This window comes from Pseudomonas sp. Sample_16, assembly GCF_004307665.1.
In the GTDB taxonomy this organism is placed as follows: Bacteria; Pseudomonadota; Gammaproteobacteria; order Pseudomonadales; family Pseudomonadaceae; genus Aquipseudomonas.
Genome location: NZ_RCOB01000148.1, coordinates 77,149 through 96,458 on the forward strand (window position 1 = coordinate 77,149; position 19,310 = coordinate 96,458).

General features: G+C 59.8%; 16 protein-coding genes. 7 read left to right on the forward strand and 9 right to left on the reverse strand.

Features of this window, described 5'->3' with window-relative positions:
- Positions 1-90: 90 nt before the first annotated feature.
- The 8 genes from D8U69_RS20090 to D8U69_RS20125 form a co-directional block, all read right to left on the reverse strand.
- A complete protein-coding gene (locus D8U69_RS20090) occupies positions 91-2,013 on the reverse strand; it encodes a PrkA family serine protein kinase (RefSeq protein WP_007980217.1) in 1,923 nt (640 codons plus the stop codon).
- 297 nt (positions 2,014-2,310) lie between these two features.
- Positions 2,311-2,640, reverse strand: a complete 330-nt coding sequence (glpE, locus tag D8U69_RS20095) for a thiosulfate sulfurtransferase GlpE (RefSeq protein WP_056853541.1) — start codon at positions 2,638-2,640, stop codon at positions 2,311-2,313.
- Between the two features lie 33 nt (positions 2,641-2,673).
- Positions 2,674-3,558: a symmetrical bis(5'-nucleosyl)-tetraphosphatase gene (locus D8U69_RS20100; protein WP_056853540.1), complete on the reverse strand. Its 885-nt coding sequence runs from the start codon at positions 3,556-3,558 to the stop codon at positions 2,674-2,676.
- Positions 3,558-3,938, reverse strand: a complete 381-nt coding sequence (gene apaG / locus D8U69_RS20105; RefSeq protein WP_056853539.1) for a Co2+/Mg2+ efflux protein ApaG — start codon at positions 3,936-3,938, stop codon at positions 3,558-3,560. The genes D8U69_RS20100 and apaG overlap by 1 nt, the downstream gene beginning before the upstream one ends.
- Before the next feature lie 123 nt (positions 3,939-4,061).
- Complete coding sequence (gene rsmA / locus D8U69_RS20110; RefSeq protein WP_056853538.1) at positions 4,062-4,880, reverse strand: 16S rRNA (adenine(1518)-N(6)/adenine(1519)-N(6))-dimethyltransferase RsmA; 819 nt, start codon at positions 4,878-4,880, stop codon at positions 4,062-4,064.
- Complete coding sequence (gene pdxA / locus D8U69_RS20115; RefSeq protein WP_130907980.1) at positions 4,877-5,866, reverse strand: 4-hydroxythreonine-4-phosphate dehydrogenase PdxA; 990 nt, start codon at positions 5,864-5,866, stop codon at positions 4,877-4,879. The genes rsmA and pdxA overlap by 4 nt, the downstream gene beginning before the upstream one ends.
- Positions 5,863-7,185 carry a peptidylprolyl isomerase SurA gene (gene surA / locus D8U69_RS20120; RefSeq protein ID WP_177336561.1) on the reverse strand — a complete coding sequence of 441 codons (1,323 nt, stop codon included), beginning with the start codon at positions 7,183-7,185 and terminating at the stop codon, positions 5,863-5,865. The genes pdxA and surA overlap by 4 nt, the downstream gene beginning before the upstream one ends.
- Positions 7,160-9,955, reverse strand: a complete 2,796-nt coding sequence (locus D8U69_RS20125) for an LPS-assembly protein LptD (protein WP_130907981.1) — start codon at positions 9,953-9,955, stop codon at positions 7,160-7,162. The genes surA and D8U69_RS20125 overlap by 26 nt, the downstream gene beginning before the upstream one ends.
- Positions 9,956-10,085: 130 nt before the next feature.
- Here D8U69_RS20125 and D8U69_RS20130 point away from each other — a divergent pair, with 130 nt between their 5' ends.
- The 3 genes from D8U69_RS20130 to D8U69_RS20140 are packed head-to-tail and all read left to right on the forward strand — an operon-like array spanning position 10,086 to position 12,542.
- Positions 10,086-11,105 (forward strand): phosphotransferase, encoded by a 1,020-nt coding sequence (locus D8U69_RS20130; RefSeq protein WP_056853534.1) that lies wholly within the window; start codon positions 10,086-10,088, stop codon positions 11,103-11,105.
- Complete coding sequence (murU, locus tag D8U69_RS20135) at positions 11,102-11,773, forward strand: N-acetylmuramate alpha-1-phosphate uridylyltransferase MurU (protein ID WP_056853533.1); 672 nt, start codon at positions 11,102-11,104, stop codon at positions 11,771-11,773. Before D8U69_RS20130 ends, murU begins: the two co-directional genes overlap by 4 nt.
- Before the next feature lies 1 nt (position 11,774).
- Positions 11,775-12,542, forward strand: coding sequence for a TerB family tellurite resistance protein (locus D8U69_RS20140; protein WP_130907988.1), 768 nt, complete (start codon positions 11,775-11,777; stop codon positions 12,540-12,542).
- Positions 12,543-12,681: 139 nt separating this feature from the next.
- Here D8U69_RS20140 and D8U69_RS20145 read toward each other — a convergent pair whose 3' ends face one another.
- The gene (locus D8U69_RS20145; protein WP_130907982.1) at positions 12,682-13,674 is read right to left on the reverse strand and encodes an alpha/beta hydrolase family protein; all 993 of its coding nucleotides are present in this window, start codon (positions 13,672-13,674) and stop codon (positions 12,682-12,684) included.
- Positions 13,675-13,747: 73 nt separating this feature from the next.
- On the opposite strand from D8U69_RS20145, the gene D8U69_RS20150 reads away from it, so the two are divergent.
- From D8U69_RS20150 to D8U69_RS20165, 4 genes are all read left to right on the forward strand, one after another.
- The gene (locus tag D8U69_RS20150) at positions 13,748-16,147 is read left to right on the forward strand and encodes a sensor histidine kinase (protein ID WP_130907983.1); all 2,400 of its coding nucleotides are present in this window, start codon (positions 13,748-13,750) and stop codon (positions 16,145-16,147) included.
- Positions 16,148-16,777, forward strand: coding sequence for a response regulator transcription factor (locus tag D8U69_RS20155; protein ID WP_020798801.1), 630 nt, complete (start codon positions 16,148-16,150; stop codon positions 16,775-16,777).
- Positions 16,778-17,104: 327 nt separating this feature from the next.
- Positions 17,105-18,229, forward strand: a complete 1,125-nt coding sequence (locus tag D8U69_RS20160; protein WP_130907984.1) for an ABC transporter ATP-binding protein — start codon at positions 17,105-17,107, stop codon at positions 18,227-18,229.
- A gap of 44 nt (positions 18,230-18,273) precedes the next feature.
- Positions 18,274-19,310, forward strand: a 1,037-nt coding sequence (locus tag D8U69_RS20165; protein ID WP_130907985.1) for an ABC transporter substrate-binding protein, incomplete at its 3' end; no start/stop codon positions are given.

Here is a 19,310-nt window from a genome sequence, read left to right on the forward strand (position 1 = left end):
CACGAAGCTTTCAAAGCAAACAGAGCCACCAACAGCCTCAAGCGCCCCTACGGTGTGCTTGAGGCTGGTAGCTTGCCGCTTGCAGCTGCCTTACTGCGATTTTCTCACCCGCAGATACCACTCGGACAGCAGTCGTACCTGTTTGTCGGTGTAACCCCGCTCGACCATTCGTGTGACGAAGTCGTTGTGTTTCTGCTGATCCTCTTTGCTGGCCTTGGCGTTGAAGCTGATGACCGGCAGCAAGTCCTCGGTGTTGGAGAACATTTTCTTCTCGATGACCACCCGCAGTTTTTCGTAGCTGAGCCAGGTCGGGTTTTTACCGTTGTTGTTGGCCCGGGCACGCAGTACAAAGTTGACGATTTCGTTGCGGAAGTCCTTCGGATTGCTGATACCGGCCGGTTTTTCGATTTTTTCCAGCTCCTCGTTCAAAGCCACGCGGTTGAGGATTTCGCCGGTTTCCGGATCGCGGTATTCCTGGTCCTGAATCCAGAAGTCGGCGTACAGCACGTAGCGGTCGAAGATGTTCTGGCCGTACTCGCTGTAGGATTCCAGGTAAGCGGTCTGGATCTCCTTGCCGATGAATTCGATATAACGCGGCGCCAGATATTCCTTGAGGAAGCGCAGATAGCGTTCGCGGGTCTCGGCCTGGAACTGTTCCTGCTCGATCTGTTGTTCCAGCACGTAAAGCAGATGCACCGGGTTGGCGGCGATTTCGTGCGGGTCGAAGTTGAATACCTTCGACAGGATCTTGAACGCGAAACGGGTCGACAGGCCGTTCATGCCTTCATCGACACCCGCGTTGTCGCGGTATTCCTGGATCGATTTGGCCTTCGGATCGGTATCCTTGAGGTTTTCCCCGTCATACACGCGCATTTTGGAATAGATGTTGGAGTTTTCCGGCTCCTTCAGGCGCGAAAGTACCGTGAACTGGGCCAGCATCTTCAAGGTGTCGGGGGCGCAATGGGCTTTGGCCAGCGAGCTGTTGAACAGCAATTTGTCGTAGATCTTCACTTCGTCGCTGACCCGCAGGCAGTACGGCACTTTGACGATGTAGATCCGGTCGATGAAGGCTTCGTTGTTCTTGTTGTTGCGGAAGGTGTGCCATTCCGATTCGTTGGAGTGAGCGAGCAGGATCCCGGTAAACGGAATCGCGCCAAGACCTTCGGTACTGTTGTAGTTGCCTTCCTGAGTGGCGGTCAGCAATGGGTGCAGCACCTTGATCGGCGCCTTGAACATTTCGACGAATTCCATCAGGCCCTGGTTGGCCCGGCACAGCGCACCCGAGTAGCTGTAGGCGTCGGCATCGTTCTGAGGGAATTCTTCCAGTTTGCGAATATCAACCTTGCCCACCAGTGCGGAGATGTCCTGGTTGTTTTCGTCGCCCGGTTCGGTTTTGGCGACGGCGATCTGGTTAAGGATCGATGGATAGAGTTTCACCACGCGGAACTGGCTTATGTCGCCGCCAAACTCTGCCAGGCGTTTTGTCGCCCATGGCGACATGATGGTGTTGAGGTAGCGCCGTGGAATACCGAAGTCCTCTTCGAGGATTGCCCCATCTTCAGTGGAGTTGAACAGCCCCAGCGGCGATTCGAAAACCGGTGAGCCCTTGATGGCGTAGAAGGGCACTTTTTCCATGAGTTGCTTGAGCTTCTCGGCCAGGGACGATTTACCGCCACCAACGGGACCGAGCAGGTAGAGGATTTGTTTCTTCTCTTCCAGGCCTTGGGCGGCATGGCGGAAATACGACACGATCTGGTCGATGCATTCTTCCATCCCGTGGAAGTCTTCAAAGGCCGGATAGCGGCGGATCACCTTGTTGGAGAAGATTCGCGACAGTCTCGAGTTGGTCGAGGTGTCGAGCAGCTCCGGTTCACCGATGGCCAGGAGCAGACGCTCGGCAGCGGAAACGTAGGCGCTACGGTCCTTCTTGCACAGTTCGAGATACTCTTGCAGCGAGAGTTCTTCCTGGCGTGTGGACTCGAAACGTTGTTGGAAGTGGCTAAAGATACTCATGACGTCACCTCGCTCGATACGTGGAGCCGACGCCGGATCACTCAGTCGATGCTGGCAGCAACCGAACAGGCGGTCGCTGTTTACCCCCCAGAACTCTTTCACAGCTGACGACTGCGAAAGCTACTCCCGATGATCCGCGCGCCGGTGTACCGGCTCTCCCCTGTTTTGGATGGCCTGCGCTTAAGGATAGTTGGGAATTCGGGAGGTAAAGGCGAGATACGTAATTAGTTGTGGCAGACCGTTCGTCTGCCACCGCGCTAGCCCACGGCAGCCGCGGGCTTGCGTGTTACAAAAAAATTATTCGGAGGAGCCTTGCGCCGTTTCCGAAGGATAAGTCGTACGCCACAGCTCAAAACCGCCATCCATGCTGTAAACGTCAGAGAAGCCCTGACTGATCAGGTAGGCGGCTGCGCTTTGGCTGGAATTGCCGTGATAGCAGACCACCACGGTCGGCGCGTCGAGGTCGGCAGCGCGGATGAAGTCCGAGATCGAATGGTTATCCAGGTGTTTGGAGCCACTGATGTGCAAGGCGGCATAGGTGGCCGGGTCGCGGATGTCGACTACGACGGCGCCCTGTTCGCGCAGGGTCTGGGCCTGTTGCGGGGGAATACGTTTGAATTCGCTCATGGCGGGTTCCTGTGGCTCGGCTGTAAGCGCAGTCTAACGCGGGACGCTGACTGACGATGGTTCGCAAATGGATGGGGCGACTGGTGGCGTGGCGGGGTGGCCATGCTCTCCGCATTTGCAGGAGAGGCGTTCAAGGCTGTCGACATTCATCAGTGTCAGGGCGCCGCCCCAGACGCAGCCTGTGTCGAGGGCGAAAATACCCGGGGCGTCGACATTGCCTTCCAGGGCGGCCCAGTGACCGAAGATGATTTTCAGCTCCCTGGTCTTGCGTTCCTTGTGCTGGAACCAGGGCTTGTAGCCTGCCGGTGCGGTACCCAGGCCTTCCTTGCTCTTGAGATCGAGTTTGCCTTCGGCCGTACAGAAGCGCATCCGCGTGAAATAGTTGGTGATCACTCGCAGGCGCGTCACGCCTTTGAGGTCGTTGTCCCATTTCGCCGGATCGTTGCCGTACATGCCGTCAAGGTATGGCGGGAACAGGTTGTCGTCACGCAGCGCGGTTTCGACTTCGGCGGCGCACTTCAGGGCTTTACGCAGCGACCACTGCGGTGGGATGCCGGCATGCACCAGTGCCAGGTTTCGTTGTTCGTCGTAATGCATGAGCTTTTGCTGGCGCAACCAGTCCAGCAATTCGGCGCAGTCCGGGGCCTCGATGATTTCGAGCAGGGTGTCGCCTTTTTTCAGGCGTTCGATGTTCTGCCCGGCGGCCAGCAGATGCAGGTCATGGTTGCCGAGCACGCACACCAGCGATTCACGGATGCTATAGAGGAAGCGCAAGGTTTCGAGCGATTGCGGACCACGATTGACCAGATCACCGACCAGCCAGAGACGATCCCTGGCCGGATCGAATGAAACTTGTTTGAGCAGGCACTGCAGGGCTCCAAGGCAGCCTTGCAGATCGCCGACGGCATACGTTGCCATCAGTGCAACGACCCCGGCACCGCCAGGCGGAACGGTGCGATGACCGCATCGAAGTGTTTACCGTCGTCGGCAATCATCTGATACGTGCCCTGCATGGTCCCGACCCTGGTGGTCATGACCGTGCCACTGCTGTAAGTATGGCTTTTGCCGACGTCGATCAATGGCTGTTGGCCGACCACGCCGGCGCCACGAACCTCTTCCACGTGCCCGTCACCATCGGTGATCACCCAGTGCCGTGACAACAATTTCGCCGGTATCAGGCCATTGTTTTTTACGGTGATGGTGTAGGCGAAGGCAAAGCGGTCGTGTTCGGGTTGCGATTGTTCTGCCAGATAGCGGGTGACGACGCTGACGTCGACCTGATAACGAGGATCGGACATGCAAGAGGCCTTAAAAACGAAGCGGGACGCGGGGCATAGCTGATGAGGTTCAGTCTAGGCCAAGTACCGGGTAGTAAACCAGACATGGGCGCTGGTGTCCTACCCGATCACGCTTGGGCTCTGTCAGACGTCCGCTGGCTTGTGCTGGGATTGTTCGCTGAGTTTGTCAGCCAGGCGCACGAAGGCGGCCAGGTCGAGTTGCTCAGGGCGCAGGCTGCCATCAACGCCGGCGGCCTCGATTTCGGCGTTGCTCAGCAGCAGCTTGAGGGTATTGCGCAGGGTCTTGCGGCGCTGGTTGAAGGCTTCGCGTACAACGCGTTCCAGCAGCTTGTGATCTTTGGCAGGGTGCGGCAACACGGCGTGGGGCACCAGACGCACGATGGCTGAATCGACTTTCGGTGGCGGGTTGAACGCCCCCGGGCCGACGTTGAACAGATGCTCTACCCGACAGTGATACTGAACCATGATCGACAAGCGACCCCAATCACCACCGCCAGGACCTGCCGCGAGTCGCTCGACCACTTCCTTTTGCAGCATGAAGTGCATGTCACGAATCAGGTGAGCGTTATGCAGCAGGTGGAAGATCAGCGGCGTGGAGATGTTGTACGGCAGATTGCCGACCACTCGCAGACTGCCTGGCGCCGCATTCAGGCTGTTGAAGTCGAACTTCAGTGCATCGCCCTGGTGCAGGTTGAAATTGCTCTTGCCGGCAAATTGCTGGTTGAGGATCGGGATCAGGTCCTTGTCCAGTTCAACCACATCGAGTTGAGCGCCGCTGCCGAGCAGGCCCTGGGTGAGTGCGCCCTGGCCCGGACCGATTTCCAGCAGACGGTCCTCGGCTTTGGCATGGATGGAGCGCAGGATGCGGTCGATGACGCCGGCATCATGCAGAAAGTTCTGGCCAAAACGCTTGCGCGCCTTGTGTTGGTATTGCTCGTTCATAAACGGGTCTCGGCCATCTGGTAGGCGGTTTCCAGGGCGACTTGCAGGCTGCCGGTGTCGATCTTGCCGCTGCCGGCCAGGTCCAGGGCGGTGCCGTGGTCGACCGAGGTGCGGATGATCGGCAGGCCGAGCGTCACATTGACGGCTGCGCCGAAGCCTTTGTATTTCAGCACAGGCAGGCCCTGGTCGTGGTACATCGCCAGCACTGCGTCGCAGTGCTCCAGATATTTGGGGGTAAACAGAGTGTCGGCGGGCAGCGGACCACGCAGGTCCATGCCTTCGCCGCGCAGGCGCTCTAATGTGGGTTCGATGATGTCGATTTCTTCATGGCCCAGGTGTCCACCTTCGCCGGCGTGGGGGTTGAGCCCGCACACCAGGATACGCGGCCGGGCGATGCCGAACTTTTCTTGCAGATCGGCATGCAGGATTCGTGTGACCCGTTCCAGACGCTCCGGGGTGATCGCATCGGCGATCTCGCGAAGTGGCAGGTGGGTGGTGACCAAGGCCACGCGCAAGCCGCGGGTGGCGAGCATCATGACCACTTGCGCGGTATGGGTCAGGTCAGCGAGGAATTCGGTGTGCCCGGAGAAAGCGATGCCGGATTCGTTGATCACACCCTTATGCACCGGGGCGGTGATCATGCCGGCAAAATGTCCATCCAGGCAGCCTTGGCCGGCGCGGGTCAGGGTTTGGAGAACGAAAGCGGCGTTGGCCTTGTCCAGTTGCCCGGCGACGACCTTGGCGTTCAACGGTGTATCCCAGACATACAGGCTGTTGGCTGGCGCGGGCAGATCCGGCCAGTTATCCGGCGTAACCGGCAGCAAGTTGACGGCCACACCGAGCAACGCGGCCCGCTCGAGGAGCAGGTCGCGGCTGGTAATGGCAATCAAGGGGTGTGGCTGGGCTTGCGAGGCGAGCAGCAGGCACAGGTCAGGACCTATGCCGGCCGGTTCGCCGGGTGTCAGCGCGAAACGTTTGGGTTTCACTGCGCTGCCTGGTCGGCGCCAGGGAGTTTGATTTCTACGTACGCTTCGTCACGGATCTGACGCAGCCAGGTTTGCAGCTCTTCGTCGTATTTGCGGTTACGCAGTACGGTCATGGCTTGTTGCTCGCGAGCCTGGGTGGTGCTGTCGGTGGCGCGACGGCCAAGGACTTCCAGGACGTGCCAGCCATATTGAGTCTGGAAAGGCTTGGACAGTTGACCTTGCGGGGTCTTGGCCATCACTTCGCGGAACTCCGGGACCAGTGCGTTCGGATCGATCCAGTTCAGGTCACCGCCGTTGAGTGCGGACCCCGGGTCTTCCGAATAGCTTTTTGCCAGTTCGGCAAAGTCTTCACCCGCTTCGATTCGGCTGTAGAGCGACTGAGCCAAGGCCTTGGTTTTTTCTTCGTCACGGATCGGGCTTGGTTTGACCAGAATGTGGCGCACATGCACTTCATCGCGCATCTGGGTTTCGCCGCCACGCTTGTCGAGGATCTTCAAAATAATGAAGCCGCCCGGTGTGCGCATTGGCTGGGTCACGTCGCCAACCGTCATGGAGCTCAGCAGGCGATCGAAGGGCGGTGGCAGCTGGGCAGCTTTGCGCCAGCCCATGTCGCCGCCTTCCAGTGCGGTTTCACTGGCGGATTTGGCGATGGCCAGCTGACCAAAGTCAGCGCCTTGCTTGAGCTGCTGGTAAACCGCGTCAGCCTGTTTGGCAGCATTCTGAATCGCGTCGGAGTTGGCGCTTTCCGGCGTTGGAATCAGGATGTTGGCCAGGCGGAACTCCTCGGACAACTGCATTTTGCCGAGGTCGGACGCCAGGAAGTTCTTCACTTCCTGCTCGGTTACCTGGATACGTTCGGCCACTCGGCGCTGACGTACGCGGCTGATGACCATTTCGCGACGGATCTGGTCACGCGCGTCGTCATAGGACAGACCGTCGCGAGTCAGGGCGGCGCGGAACTGGTCGACCGACATATTGTTGCGCTGGGCAATAGTGCCGACAGCCTGGTTCAGTTCTTCATCGGTAATGCGGATACCGGAGCGCTCGCCGATCTGCAATTGCAGGTTCTCGACGATCAGGCGCTCAAGCACCTGTTGCTCCAGTACGCTGGCCGGTGGCACGGCAGTGCCGCGCTTGGCGATGGTTTGCTGAACTTCATGGACGCGCTGGTCCAGTTGGCTCTGCATGACTACGTCGTTGTCGACGATGGCCACCACCTTGTCGATGGACTGTACCGCGGCGTTGGCCGCGGTACCCAGGAACAGCGCGCCCAGCAGCAGCGGGCGCAGACAATCAGAAAGCTTGGTCTTCACGTTCACGATAACCTTGGATGCCTTTGTCGAGGAAGCTCTCTACTTTGGAGCCTGTGAGGCCGCCGAGTCCCTTCAGAACAATTTGGAGGAAGACGCCATGGTCGCCTTTTTCGTTTTCCGGAGCGTCTTGACTGGTTTCGTCATAATCGACCCAGTAACGGTTGATCAGGCGCAGTTTCCAGCAGCAGTTGTCGTACTCGAAGCCACCAAAGGCTTCCAGGGTACGGTTGCGGTTGTAGTCATACTGCCAGCGGCTGATGACGTTCCATTGCGGCACGACCGGCCAGATCACCGAGAAGTCGTGCTGGACGATCTTGTAGTAGTCCTTCACGTAGCCAGGCTGGCCCGGAGTGCCATAGTCACCGCCGCCGACCTGCCATTTACCGGAGTTCTGGTCGTAACGAACCTGGTCATTGCGATAGCGATAGCCGGCGTTGACGACCTTGTTCGGGTTGTCTTCAGGCTGGTAATGGAACATCGCGCTGCCCGAGCGAGGGCTGCGGCTGTCCGGGTCCCAGTTGTAGTCGGCGGTGGTGCGCCAATCGCGGTTCCAGCGATATTCGTATTCCAGCGCATAGGGGGAGACATCTGACTTGGCGTCTTCGCGATCGTTGAAGTCGATGCCTGGCAGTTGGACTTTACGGTCCTTGAAGTACAGGGCCTGGCCGACGCTGATGCGTTGACGCTCAAAACCATCGTCTTCGATCCAGCGGCTGGTTACACCAAGCGACAGCTTGTTCTCGTCGCCGACACGGTCAGAACCGGAGAAGCGGTTATCCCGGAATAGCGACGCATAATTGAAGGTGTATTCGCTGGTGTCGAACACAGGAATGTCTTCCTGATCCTTCTCTGGAACATAAAGATAGAACAGGCGCGGTTCGAGGGTCTGGCGGTAATTCTTGCCGAACCATTGGGTGTTGCGATCGAAATACAGGCCGCTGTCGATGCTGGCGATCGGTACAGCACGGTTCTGGTTGCTGTCGAACGTGCCGTTGAGGCGGTCCTGTTCTGCAGTCTGCGCGGCAATCTGGCTCTTGCCGATGCTGTCCAGATCCAGTTGATACTGCGTGTACTGGTACTTGAGCTTCGGCGTCAGGTAGCCATAGCTGGCCTCCATCGGGAAGCTGACGGCGGGTGCAAGGTTGAGGCGATCGCCGTTGGCACGGGCCAGGCCTTGTACGTTGGTGTCGAGGCGCGGCTCGACATTACCGTCTTCATCGGTGAAGTTGCCGTTCTTCAAGTCCCGGTCGAACCGCACGAGCTCGGTATCGTAGGTGAAATTGAATCCGCCCGGACGTTCCGGCAGCGCGCCGTTGAAGGTGATTTGCGGCAAGCGGTCATACGGCGTGATGTTGGAAACGGTCGCCAGCTGATACGCCTGAGCATTCACGCGAGCGGTGTAGCTGTCGCCGCGGTAGGTGACCGAACCCTGCTGGTTCACATAGTCAGCGCTCTTCACGCCAATCTGGTCAGTCTGCAGATCCTGGAAGTAATAAGGATCGCTGATCTTGGTGTAGTCGACTTGCGTGAACACGCGCGAGTCGAGACCACCCTTGTGCTGCCAGTTGTACATGTAGCGGGTTTTTTCGTAATCGGTCTGCAGTTTGCGGTCGTCGTTCTCGTCATTGAGGTACGCGGCGCCGAACTGACCTTCGCTGGACTTGGTCAGGTAGCGGAATTCGCCTTCCATCAACAGGCCACGGTCGCTCATGTAACGCGGGTACAACGTGGCATCGTAGTTCGGTGCCAGGTTGAAGTAGTACGGCGTGACCAGCAGGAAGCCGGTGTCGGTGCCGGTGCCGATGGTCGGCGGCAGGAAGCCGGACTGGCGACGGTCGTCGATCGGGAAATAGATGTACGGCGTGTACAGAACCGGAATGTCCTTGACCCGCAGTGTCACGTTGGTCGCAGTACCGAAGCCGGTGGCCGGGTTCAGGGTGATGTTGTTGCCCTTGAGCTGCCAGGCGTTGCTGTTCGGTTCGCACGTGGTGTACGTACCATCCTTGAGGCGGATGATGGCGTTCTCGGCACGTTTGGCGTACAGCGCGTTACCGCGGATACGCGATTTGTGCATCACGTATTCGGCGTTGTCGATTTTGGCTTCACCGGTGTCGAGCTGCACGTCGGCGTGGTCGCCCACGATCAGGGCGCCGTTGTCGCGAACGCGCACGTTGCCGCTCAGTTCACCGCGGCTCTCGGCCTGGTAAAGGTTGGCTTCGTCGGCTTCGACCTGCATGCTGCCCTGGCGCATGACCACGTCACCGGCCAGGGTAGCGACTTGCTCTTCCTGCTTATAACGTGAGGCTTTGGCGCCGATAAAGGTTGGCGCATCGCTTTTATTCGTCTTGTCATTCATGCCAGGACGAATCGGTTCGATATAGGAACCAGAGCAATACGGACCGGTTTCGGCCAATTGCGCTGCGGTGAGCTGTTCACGGGGAACCCAGTCGAGGTGACTGTAGTCTTCGCTACGCGACTTCAGGCCACGGCCTTTGGATTCGGTGACGAGTACGGTCTTGGCGCCAGCGTCCTCGCTGGTACCGCTCTCGGCCGCAGCCTCGTCGGATGCGACTGCGCTGCCGTCATGCACGGGACGCGGAGGCAATGCAGCCGCCGGCGTCTTTGGCGCACAGTCCCAGGCACCCGAAGCAGAGACTGAGCAGTCATACTGTTCCGCGGCGACCACGAAGGAAGTGGCGAGGGGTTGCAAGGCCAGCAGACTGCCGGTTACCAACAACGGAAATTTTTTACGAAACGCGGGGGATTTCAATGCCATCTTATTAGTCCGGGCTTCCTGCGTGCCATCTGCCCGCGGTGTGGGCCGCACGCCTCTCGATGGTCTGAAAAAGATGCTGGATAATAAAGCATGACCCGCTTGACGGCTAGCGCCGTCGGAGACCCTTGCAATGCCTGACCAAGATGTACGTTTGCAACACCTGAAAGTTTGGCTCGATGAGCAATTGGCAATCCTTTTTGCGGATCAGGGTTGGGGTACCGTACCCCCGGCCACGTTGACCGCGGCCAGCAGCGACGCGAGTTTTCGGCGTTATTTCCGATGGGAAGGCGCCGGGAGAAGTTTCGTCGTGATGGACGCGCCACCGCCCCAGGAAAACTGCAAACCCTTCGTGGATATCGCTTTTTTACTGGCGAAATCCGGAATAAATGTGCCGAAAATTTATGCCGAAGACCTCGAACGCGGATTTCTTTTGCTCAATGACCTGGGCAACAAGACCTATCTGGACGTGATCGACAGCGAAAATGCCGATGCTTTGTTCGACGATGCCCTGCAGGCGCTGTTGGCTTTTCAGCAGTTGCCGATGGTCGCACCTCTGCCGAGTTACGACGTGGCATTGTTGCGGCGCGAGCTCGAACTGTTCCCGCAGTGGTACGTAAAACGCGAATTGGGCATCGAGTTCGACGCCGCGCAGCAAGTGCTCTGGCAGCAAGTCAGCGATTTGTTGATCGACAGCGCGCTGGCTCAGCCCAAAGTCCTGGTCCATCGCGATTACATGCCACGCAACCTGATGCTCAGCGAGCCGAACCCCGGCGTGCTGGATTTCCAGGATGCGGTCTACGGACCGGTGACCTACGACGTGACCTGCCTGTTCAAGGATGCGTTCCTCAGCTGGCCTGAAGAGCGCGTGCGCGGTTGGCTGGAAAGCTATTGGCAGCAGGCTTCGGCGCTGGATATTCCGGTACAACCGGATTTCGAAGATTTCCTGCGGGCCAGTGACCTGATGGGCGTGCAGCGTCACCTGAAAGTGATCGGCATCTTCGCCCGCATCTGCCACCGCGACGGCAAACCGCGTTATCTGGCTGACGTGCCGCGTTTCTTTGACTATATAGATGCGGTGCTCGCCCGCCGGCCTGAGTTGGCGGAGCTGGATGTGTTGCTCGCCAGTTTGCGCGCTGGAGTGAAAGCATGAAGGCCATGATTCTCGCCGCAGGTAAAGGTGAGCGCATGCGCCCGCTGACCCTGACCACGCCAAAGCCGCTGGTTCGCGCCGGCGGTGTGCCGCTGATCGAGTACCACTTGCGTGCACTGGCGACTGCCGGTTTTACCGACATCGTGATCAACCATGCATGGCTGGGCCAGCAGATCGAAGATTACCTGGGCGACGGCTCGCGCTATGGCGTCAGGATCCAGTATTCGCCGGAGGGCGAGCCGCTGGAAACCGGCGGCGGGATCTTCCGCGCATTGCCCTTGCTGGGTGATGAGGCCTTTGTCGTGGTCAATGGCGATATCTGGACTGATTATGACTTTGCCTTGTTGCATCAGCCGATTGCCGGGCTTGCTCATTTGGTGCTCGCGAGCAACCCGGCCCATCACCCTGATGGGGATTTCCAATTGATCGACGGGCAGGTCCGTGACGGTCAGTCGGACGCGGCCACCCTGACCTACAGCGGTATCGCGGTGTTGCACCCGCAGCTGTTCGAAGGTTGCTCGGCCGGGGCGTTCAAATTGGCGCCGTTGCTGCGTGCCGCAATGTCCGCCGGGAAAGTGTCCGGCGAGCGCCTGAACGGGCAATGGGTCGACGTCGGCACTCACGAACGCCTGTCTGAAGCCGAAGCCCTGATTGAAGCGAGACGCTGACGTGTTGTGGCCAGGGACTCTGATCGGAGCCGGAGCGGGCTTTGCCATTGCCAGCATTCCGGGGGCCATGCTCGGTGCTTTGTTGGGGCAGGCGCTGGATCGACGCCTGCATCTGCAAAGTTGGGCACATCTGCGGGAAAAGCTCGGCGGTCGTCCGGTTTTGCGCAACGATGAACTGCTGTTCGTGTTGCTCGGCAGGTTGGCCAAGTGCGACGGGCGAGTGGTGGACGGTCATATCCAGCAGGCGCGTCAGGAAATGCGCTCGCTGGAAATGAACGAATCAGCGCAGCGTCGGGCCATTGCCGCCTTCAATCGGGGCAAGTCGGGCAACGACCCGTTGCGCGGATACCTGCGCCGCCTGGGTCATCAGCCCCATGCCGCCGAAGGTGTCCTGCGCGCCTGCTGGCGGATGGTCTGGGCCGATGGTCGCGCGGGGCAACAGGAGCGCGAACTGATCGCGCATTGGGGCAAGTGGCTGGGCTGGTCGACCCGTCAGATCCTGGCGTTGGCCCAAGACTATGAGCCTCAGAAACGTCCAGAGGTTAACCGCGTTACAAGTTATCAGGATGCCTTGCGGCTGCTGGGGGTATCGGCCACCAGTGAGCCGGCGCAGATCAAGCGCGCCTACCGGCGTCTGCTCAGCCGCCATCACCCGGACAAAATTGCCGGCAGCGGGGCGACGGCGTCGCAGGTGCGTGAGGCAACCGAGAAAACCCGGGAGCTGCACAACGCTTACGCGCTGATCCGGCAGCGGCGGGATTTTCGCTAGTCGCCAAGGTGTGTGTCGTCAGTGATTACGCTATCGCGGGCAAGCCTTGCTCCTACTGGATTTGCGTCGTACACGAATTTCGCCATCGACATGAAACCTGTGGGAGCGAGCTTGCTCGCGATAGGGGTCACACGATCTATCAATCCGCCGCATTCTGCGGATTCAACCAGCCCCGCACCCGGCGAACCAGTTGCTCCTGCTGCGCCTTGTCATTGCCCGGCAACGCCTTGAGCGCTACCTGGCTGAAGGCCGAAGTCTTCAAGCGTTTGCTGGCTTGCAAGCGAGCCAGAGCGGCGTTGCGATCCAGCGGTTTGTCCATGTAAAAGATGTCGGCTGTGGGCAATTTCAGGTTCGGTGCGAGGTGGTCCAGGTCGGGTTTCACTTGCGCCGGCGTTTGCGCGGCAACCATGACGAAGCGTTCGATTTGCGATGGTTGCCGCTCGCTCAGATACCGCGCGGCCCAATAAGCGCCGGTGCCATGGCCCAGAACGACGATGCTGCGGGCGCTTTGCTGTTCGGCGAAGGCTATCGCCGCATCGATACGGGCGAAGATTCTTTCGGCGTCGGCCTTGGACTGTTCTTCACTGGTTTCAGCGACAGGTTTGTCAGGCACTTCAGCTTCACCTCCCGCGACCTGCTCGATAGGGGCGGCGGTGGCCGCGTCCTTGCTGCCGGTATCCGGCGTTTTCGGCACCGGTGGCACTTCGACAAAGCGTGGCGCGATGGCATCGCTTTGCAAGTCCGGCAAGGTGATACTCAGGCTGCTCCATTGCGCGTCTGGCAATTGGCGGCGCAACGGACCGATTGCTTGCGGCCAGTCAACGGTTTCGCCTGCGCCCGGGACGATAATCACCGCGCCTTTGGGCTCGGCGGTATTGGCCGGTTTCCACAGGGCCAGGAACGTGTCGCCGCCCGCTTGCAATTGCTGTTGCTCCTGGGACGGGATTTTTCGCTCGAGGGCGGCCGCTTCTTCCTGGCTACGCTCAGGCAACGGCTGGCGTTCAAGCGGTTTTTCTTCCGCCGGTTGCTCCGCGGCGGCAGGTGCTGGGTCGGCGGCCTCGACGGAAAAAGCGCATGGCAGGATCAGCGACAGGCACAATGCTGGCAGTGCCAGGCGGTAGACAGGGGGCATCGGATATTCCAGGCCAGAAGTGATTCCGGCAGCCTAATGGGTTGGTCAGTATTTGTCAGTGTGTGAGAGTTCGATGATGCGTTTTCGCTGCCTGTGGGTTATCGGCTGGTTGTGCTTTCCCTTGATGGGCTGGGCGGCGGCCGCGCCACCGGCGCACGTCGCAGCTTTGTCTGCCGACCAGCAACAATGGCTGGCACAACAGGGCGAGTTGCGTGTCGGGCTGGTGTTGCAGGCTCCCTATGCTCAATACGATCGCCGTTTGCAGCGCTTGTCGGGGGTCAATGTCGAGCTGATGAAATGGCTGGCCAAGTCGCTCAAGGTCGAGCTGAGCTGGCGTAACTTTCCTGATCTTGAGCAACTGGAGGCCGCCGCGCGTGCCGGTGAAATCGATATCGCCCCGGGACTGAGCCAAACGCCCGGCGGTCTGCGCCTCTGGCAGTTTTCCGATCCCTACATGCGGGTGCCGCAACTGGTGGTCAGCGACCAGAAAAGCACCGGTGCAGTGGAACTCGAGAAGCTCGACAGCCAGACCCGCGTGGCCGTACGAATGCCCAGCGCCACCGCCGACTACCTGCGCGGCAACTATCCGCACCTGAACCTTCAGGGCGTGCCGATGGAACGGCAGGCGCTGCAGTTGTTGTTGAGTCAGCAGGCTGGCTATGCCGTGGTCGATGAGGCGCAGTTGGGACGGCTGTCGGTCGAACCGGAATTTTCCGGACTGGTCGTCGTGGGTGATATTGGCCTGCCGCAGCTGCTACGGGTGGCTACGCTGCGCGACAAACCGCAACTGGCCGGCATTGTCGAAAGTGCACTGCGGGCGATCCCGGCCAAGGACCTGGAAACCCTGCACAACCAATGGCTGCAACCCAAGTACCCGCGACTCACCGAATCGCCCGGGTTTTGGCAAAACCTTTGCCTTTTGTTGTTGGTGCTGGCGTTGAGCTGCATGGCCATTGTGCTCTGGCAGCGTCGTCAGCAGCACAGCCTTGAGCAGCGACTGGCGGCCGCGCAGGCCGACATCGCCTTGCGCGCCGCCAGTGAAGAAGCCCTGCGGCTGACCCAGTTTTCCATCGATCAAAGCACTGTCGGCATCCTTTGGGTCAATTGGGACAGTCACGTGCGCTACGCCAACCGTGCCGCCGAAACCATGCTTGGCTATCCATCCGGCGGGATCATCGACCGTCCATTGATCGAGTTCGAACCCGGCCTGCACATGGATCGCTGGTTAAACCTGTGGAAGAGCGCCAGGGCCAGCGACGAAACGCCACAAAGTTTCGAAACCAATTGCTTGCGGGCTGACGGCAGCATCCTGCCGGCCGATGTTTCGCTGAGCTTCCTGCGCTTTCGCGATGGCGAATACCTGGTGGTTTATCTCACCGACGTTACTGAACGTCGCCGCGCCCTGGCAGCGTTGCAGGAAAGCGAGGCGCGGCTGCAGGGGATCGCGGCGAATGTACCCGGACTTGTCTTTCGCCTGGAACGGGCGCCGGTGACAGGTCAGATAGACTTTGCCTACATCAGCGAAGGCAGCGAGAGCCTGGTGGGATACTCGCCGGCGACCCTGGCCCATCGTGACAAAGGCTTGCGCAGCCTGGTGCATCCGGACGACAAGGCCAGTTATCACCAGACCCAGGATCATGCTCTGGATACCGACAGTGACTGGTCCTGGCAAGGGCGGATTCTCACGCGCCAGGGCGAACAGCGCTGGGCGGAAATCAAGGCGATCACCCGGCAACTGGAGGACGGCGCCTATGTCTGGGACGGCATTGTCTGGGACATCAGTGAGAGCAAACGCATCGAATTGGAACTGGCCAGCTCCCGCGAGCAGTTGCGGGAGTTGTCGGCGCACCTTGAGAGCGTGCGCGAAGAAGAAAAGGCGCGGATTGCCCGGGAAGTGCACGACGAGTTGGGGCAGATGCTGACCGTGTTGAAGCTGGAAACGTCCATGTGCGAATTGGCCTACGCGCAGCTCGACCCTGGGCTGAACGAGCGCTTGAACAGCATGAAACGTCTGATCGCCCAGCTGTTCCAGCTGGTCCGCGATGTGGCCACGGCATTACGCCCGCCGATTCTCGATGCCGGGATCGCCTCGGCCATCGAATGGCAGGCCCGGCGCTTCGAGGCGCGCACACAGATTCCGTGTCTGGTGCAGGTGCCGGACAATTTGCCGGTGCTCAGCGATGCCAAGGCGATCGGTCTGTTTCGTATCCTTCAGGAAGCGTTGACCAATGTCATGCGCCACGCCCAAGCGCATACTGTTGAACTGACACTGACCCGAGAAGGCGAAGTGCTGTGTCTGACGGTCAGCGATGATGGCGTAGGATTCGTCGCCGCAGCTGGCAGGCCAACGTCCTTTGGCTTGGTGGGCATGCGCGAGCGGGTGCTGATCATGGGCGGTGAGTTGTCGCTTGAGAGTGAGCCGGGGGAGGGCACGACCCTGAGTGTTCGAGTGCCATTGGATGAGGATAAATAAGTGATCCGTGTACTGGTAGCCGAAGACCACACCATCGTCCGCGAAGGCATCAAGCAGTTGATCGGCCTGGCCAAGGACTTGCTGGTGGTAGGGGAGGCGAGCAACGGCGAACAATTGCTCGAAACGTTGCGGCATGTACCCTGCGAGGTGGTGTTGCTGGATATCTCCATGCCCGGCGTGAATGGTCTGGAAGCGATTCCACGGATTCGTGCGCTGAACAATCCGCCGGTGATCCTGGTGCTGTCGATGCATGACGAAGCGCAAATGGCCGCGCGGGCATTGAAAGTCGGAGCCGCAGGATATGCGACCAAGGACAGTGATCCGGCACTGTTGCTCACGGCTATTCGCCGGGTCGCCGCAGGCGGGCGTTACATCGATCCTGACTTGGCCGATCGCATGGTCTTCGAGGTCGGCCTGACCGATTCGCGACCGTTGCATTCATTGCTTTCGGAACGTGAGTTCTCGGTGTTCGAACGTCTGGCCCAGGGCGCCAACGTCAACGACATCGCCCAGCAACTGGCCCTGAGCAGCAAGACCATCAGCACCCACAAGGCGCGCCTGATGCAGAAGCTCAACATCACGTCGCTGGCCGAGCTGGTGAAGTACGCGATGGAACACAAGCTCCTCTGATGCTGTGCCCAATCCCCCTGTAGGAGCCAGGCTTGCCGGCGAAGGCGTCCTCGAAATCGCCTTCGCCGGCAAGCCTGGCTCCTACAGGGGGACGGCGCCGGCCGTATCCATTCGCGACAGCCCCTGGATACCCGTTTTGCCGTTGCTTGCGGCCTGCAGCTGACAGCTTGTCGCCGCGTTTGCCAAAACGCGCCATCCTTGTAGGGCAATCCCTACCCCCAACCTTCCATTGCGCTTAAGCGATTCTCTCCTGCGCCCCGATTTGCGTGGCCGCCGCCAGCCACTAGGCTTGATGAACAAGCAGTCATCAACAACAAAGGTGTGGGTATGAGCCAGGTCGATACAAGCGCAGGGACCAATGATGTGCTGGTCAGCTTTCGTGGTGTGCAGAAGAGCTACGACGGCGAGAACCTGATCGTCAAAGACCTCAACCTGGACATTCGCAAAGGCGAATTCCTCACCTTGCTCGGGCCGTCCGGCTCCGGCAAGACCACCAGCCTGATGATGCTCGCCGGTTTCGAAACACCGACCGCGGGCGAAATCCTGCTGGCCGGGCGCGCTATCAACAACGTGCCGCCGCACAAGCGCGACATCGGCATGGTGTTCCAGAACTACGCGTTGTTCCCGCACATGACCGTCGCCGAGAACCTGGCGTTCCCGCTGACCGTGCGCGGCCTGAATAAAAGCGACGTCAGTGACAAAGTCAAAAAAGTCCTGAGCATGGTGCAGCTCGATACGTTCGCCCAGCGTTACCCGGCGCAACTGTCCGGCGGTCAGCAGCAGCGTGTGGCACTGGCTCGCGCCTTGGTGTTCGAACCGCAACTGGTCCTGATGGACGAACCCCTCGGCGCCCTCGACAAGCAGCTGCGTGAACACATGCAGATGGAAATCAAACACCTGCACCAGCGTCTGGGCGTGACCGTGGTCTACGTGACCCACGATCAGGGTGAAGCCTTGACCATGTCTGACCGGGTGGCGGTGTTCCATCAAGGCGAAATCCAGCAGATCGCGCCGCCGCGCACCCTCTACGAAGAGCCGAAAAATACCTTCGTCGCCAACTTCATCGGCGAGAACAACCGTCTCAATGGCCGCCTGCACAGCCAGACCGGCGACCGCTGCATCGTCGAGCTGGGACGTGGTGAAAAGGTCGAAGCCCTGGCGGTCAATGTCGGCCGGACTGGCGAACCCGTCACCTTGTCTATCCGCCCGGAACGCGTGAGCCTCAATGGTTCCAGTGAGTCGTGCGTCAACCGCTTCTCCGGAAGGGTGGCGGAATTCATCTATCTGGGCGACCACGTCCGGGTTCGCCTGGAAGTCTGCGGCAAGACCGACTTCTTCGTGAAACAACCGATTGCCGAGCTCGATCCCGCGCTCGCTGTCGGCGATGTGGTACCGCTTGGCTGGCAGGTCGAACACGTTCGTGCGCTCGACCCACTTCTAGAGGCGAACTGATCGCCCTTCTGCTTCACCAACCCTGCACGTGGAGAACAATATCAATGTTGAAATCCCTGAAATTCACAGCTCTGGTCATGGGCATGATCGGCGCCTCGCACGCGATGGCCGCAGGCCCGGACCTGACCGTGGTGTCCTTTGGCGGGGCGAACAAGGCGGCGCAGGTCAAAGCCTTTTACGCACCGTGGGAAGCGGCGGGCAACGGCAAAATCGTGGCGGGCGAGTACAACGGTGAAATGGCCAAGGTCAAGGCCATGGTCGACACCAAAAGCGTGTCCTGGGATCTGGTAGAAGTTGAATCGCCAGAGCTGTCCCGTGGTTGTGACGAAGACATGTTCGAGCAACTGGACCCTGCGCTGTTCGGCAAGACCGAAGATTATGTCAAGGGCGCCATCCAGCCATGCGGCGTGGGCTTCTTCGTGTGGTCGACCGTGTTGGCCTACAACGCCGACAAGCTGAAAACCGCACCGACCAGCTGGGCGGATTTCTGGGACACCAAGCAGTTCCCGGGCAAGCGCGGCCTGCGCAAAGGCGCCAAGTACACCCTGGAATTCGCACTGATGGCCGACGGCGTTGCGCCCAAAGACGTCTACAAAGTGCTGGCCGGCAAGGACGGTCAGGATCGCGCGTTCAAGAAACTCGATGAGCTCAAGCCAAACATCCAGTGGTGGGAAGCCGGCGCACAGCCACCGCAGTACCTCGCTTCCGGTGACGTGGTCATGAGTTCGGCCTACAACGGCCGTATCGCTGCCGTGCAGAAAGAAAGCAACCTGAAAGTGGTGTGGAACGGCGGCATCTACGACTTCGACGCATGGGCCATTCCAAAAGGTCTGGACGCCAAGCGTGCCGAAGCGGCGAAGAAATTCATCGCTTTCTCGGTTCAGCCACAGCAGCAGAAGACCTACTCGGAAAACATCGCCTACGGCCCGGCCAACACTCAAGCCGTACCGTTGCTGGCCAAGGATGTCCTGAAAGACATGCCGACCACCCCGGAAAACATCGCCAACCAGGTGCAGATCGACGTCAGCTTCTGGGCTGACAACGGCGAGCAACTGGAACAGCGCTTCAATTCCTGGGCTGC

Coding starts and splice junctions, on each gene's coding strand:
- D8U69_RS20090 (WP_007980217.1), bottom strand. CDS start 2,013: ATGAGTATCTTTAGCCACTTCCAACAACGTTTCGAGTCCACACGCCAG.
- glpE (WP_056853541.1), bottom strand. CDS start 2,640: ATGAGCGAATTCAAACGTATTCCCCCGCAACAGGCCCAGACCCTGCGC.
- D8U69_RS20100 (WP_056853540.1), bottom strand. CDS start 3,558: ATGGCAACGTATGCCGTCGGCGATCTGCAAGGCTGCCTTGGAGCCCTG.
- apaG (WP_056853539.1), bottom strand. CDS start 3,938: ATGTCCGATCCTCGTTATCAGGTCGACGTCAGCGTCGTCACCCGCTAT.
- rsmA (WP_056853538.1), bottom strand. CDS start 4,880: ATGAACGAGCAATACCAACACAAGGCGCGCAAGCGTTTTGGCCAGAAC.
- D8U69_RS20125 (WP_130907981.1), bottom strand. CDS start 9,955: ATGGCATTGAAATCCCCCGCGTTTCGTAAAAAATTTCCGTTGTTGGTA.
- D8U69_RS20130 (WP_056853534.1), top strand. CDS start 10,086: ATGCCTGACCAAGATGTACGTTTGCAACACCTGAAAGTTTGGCTCGAT.
- murU (WP_056853533.1), top strand. CDS start 11,102: ATGAAGGCCATGATTCTCGCCGCAGGTAAAGGTGAGCGCATGCGCCCG.
- D8U69_RS20145 (WP_130907982.1), bottom strand. CDS start 13,674: ATGCCCCCTGTCTACCGCCTGGCACTGCCAGCATTGTGCCTGTCGCTG.
- D8U69_RS20150 (WP_130907983.1), top strand. CDS start 13,748: ATGATGCGTTTTCGCTGCCTGTGGGTTATCGGCTGGTTGTGCTTTCCC.
- D8U69_RS20160 (WP_130907984.1), top strand. CDS start 17,105: ATGAGCCAGGTCGATACAAGCGCAGGGACCAATGATGTGCTGGTCAGC.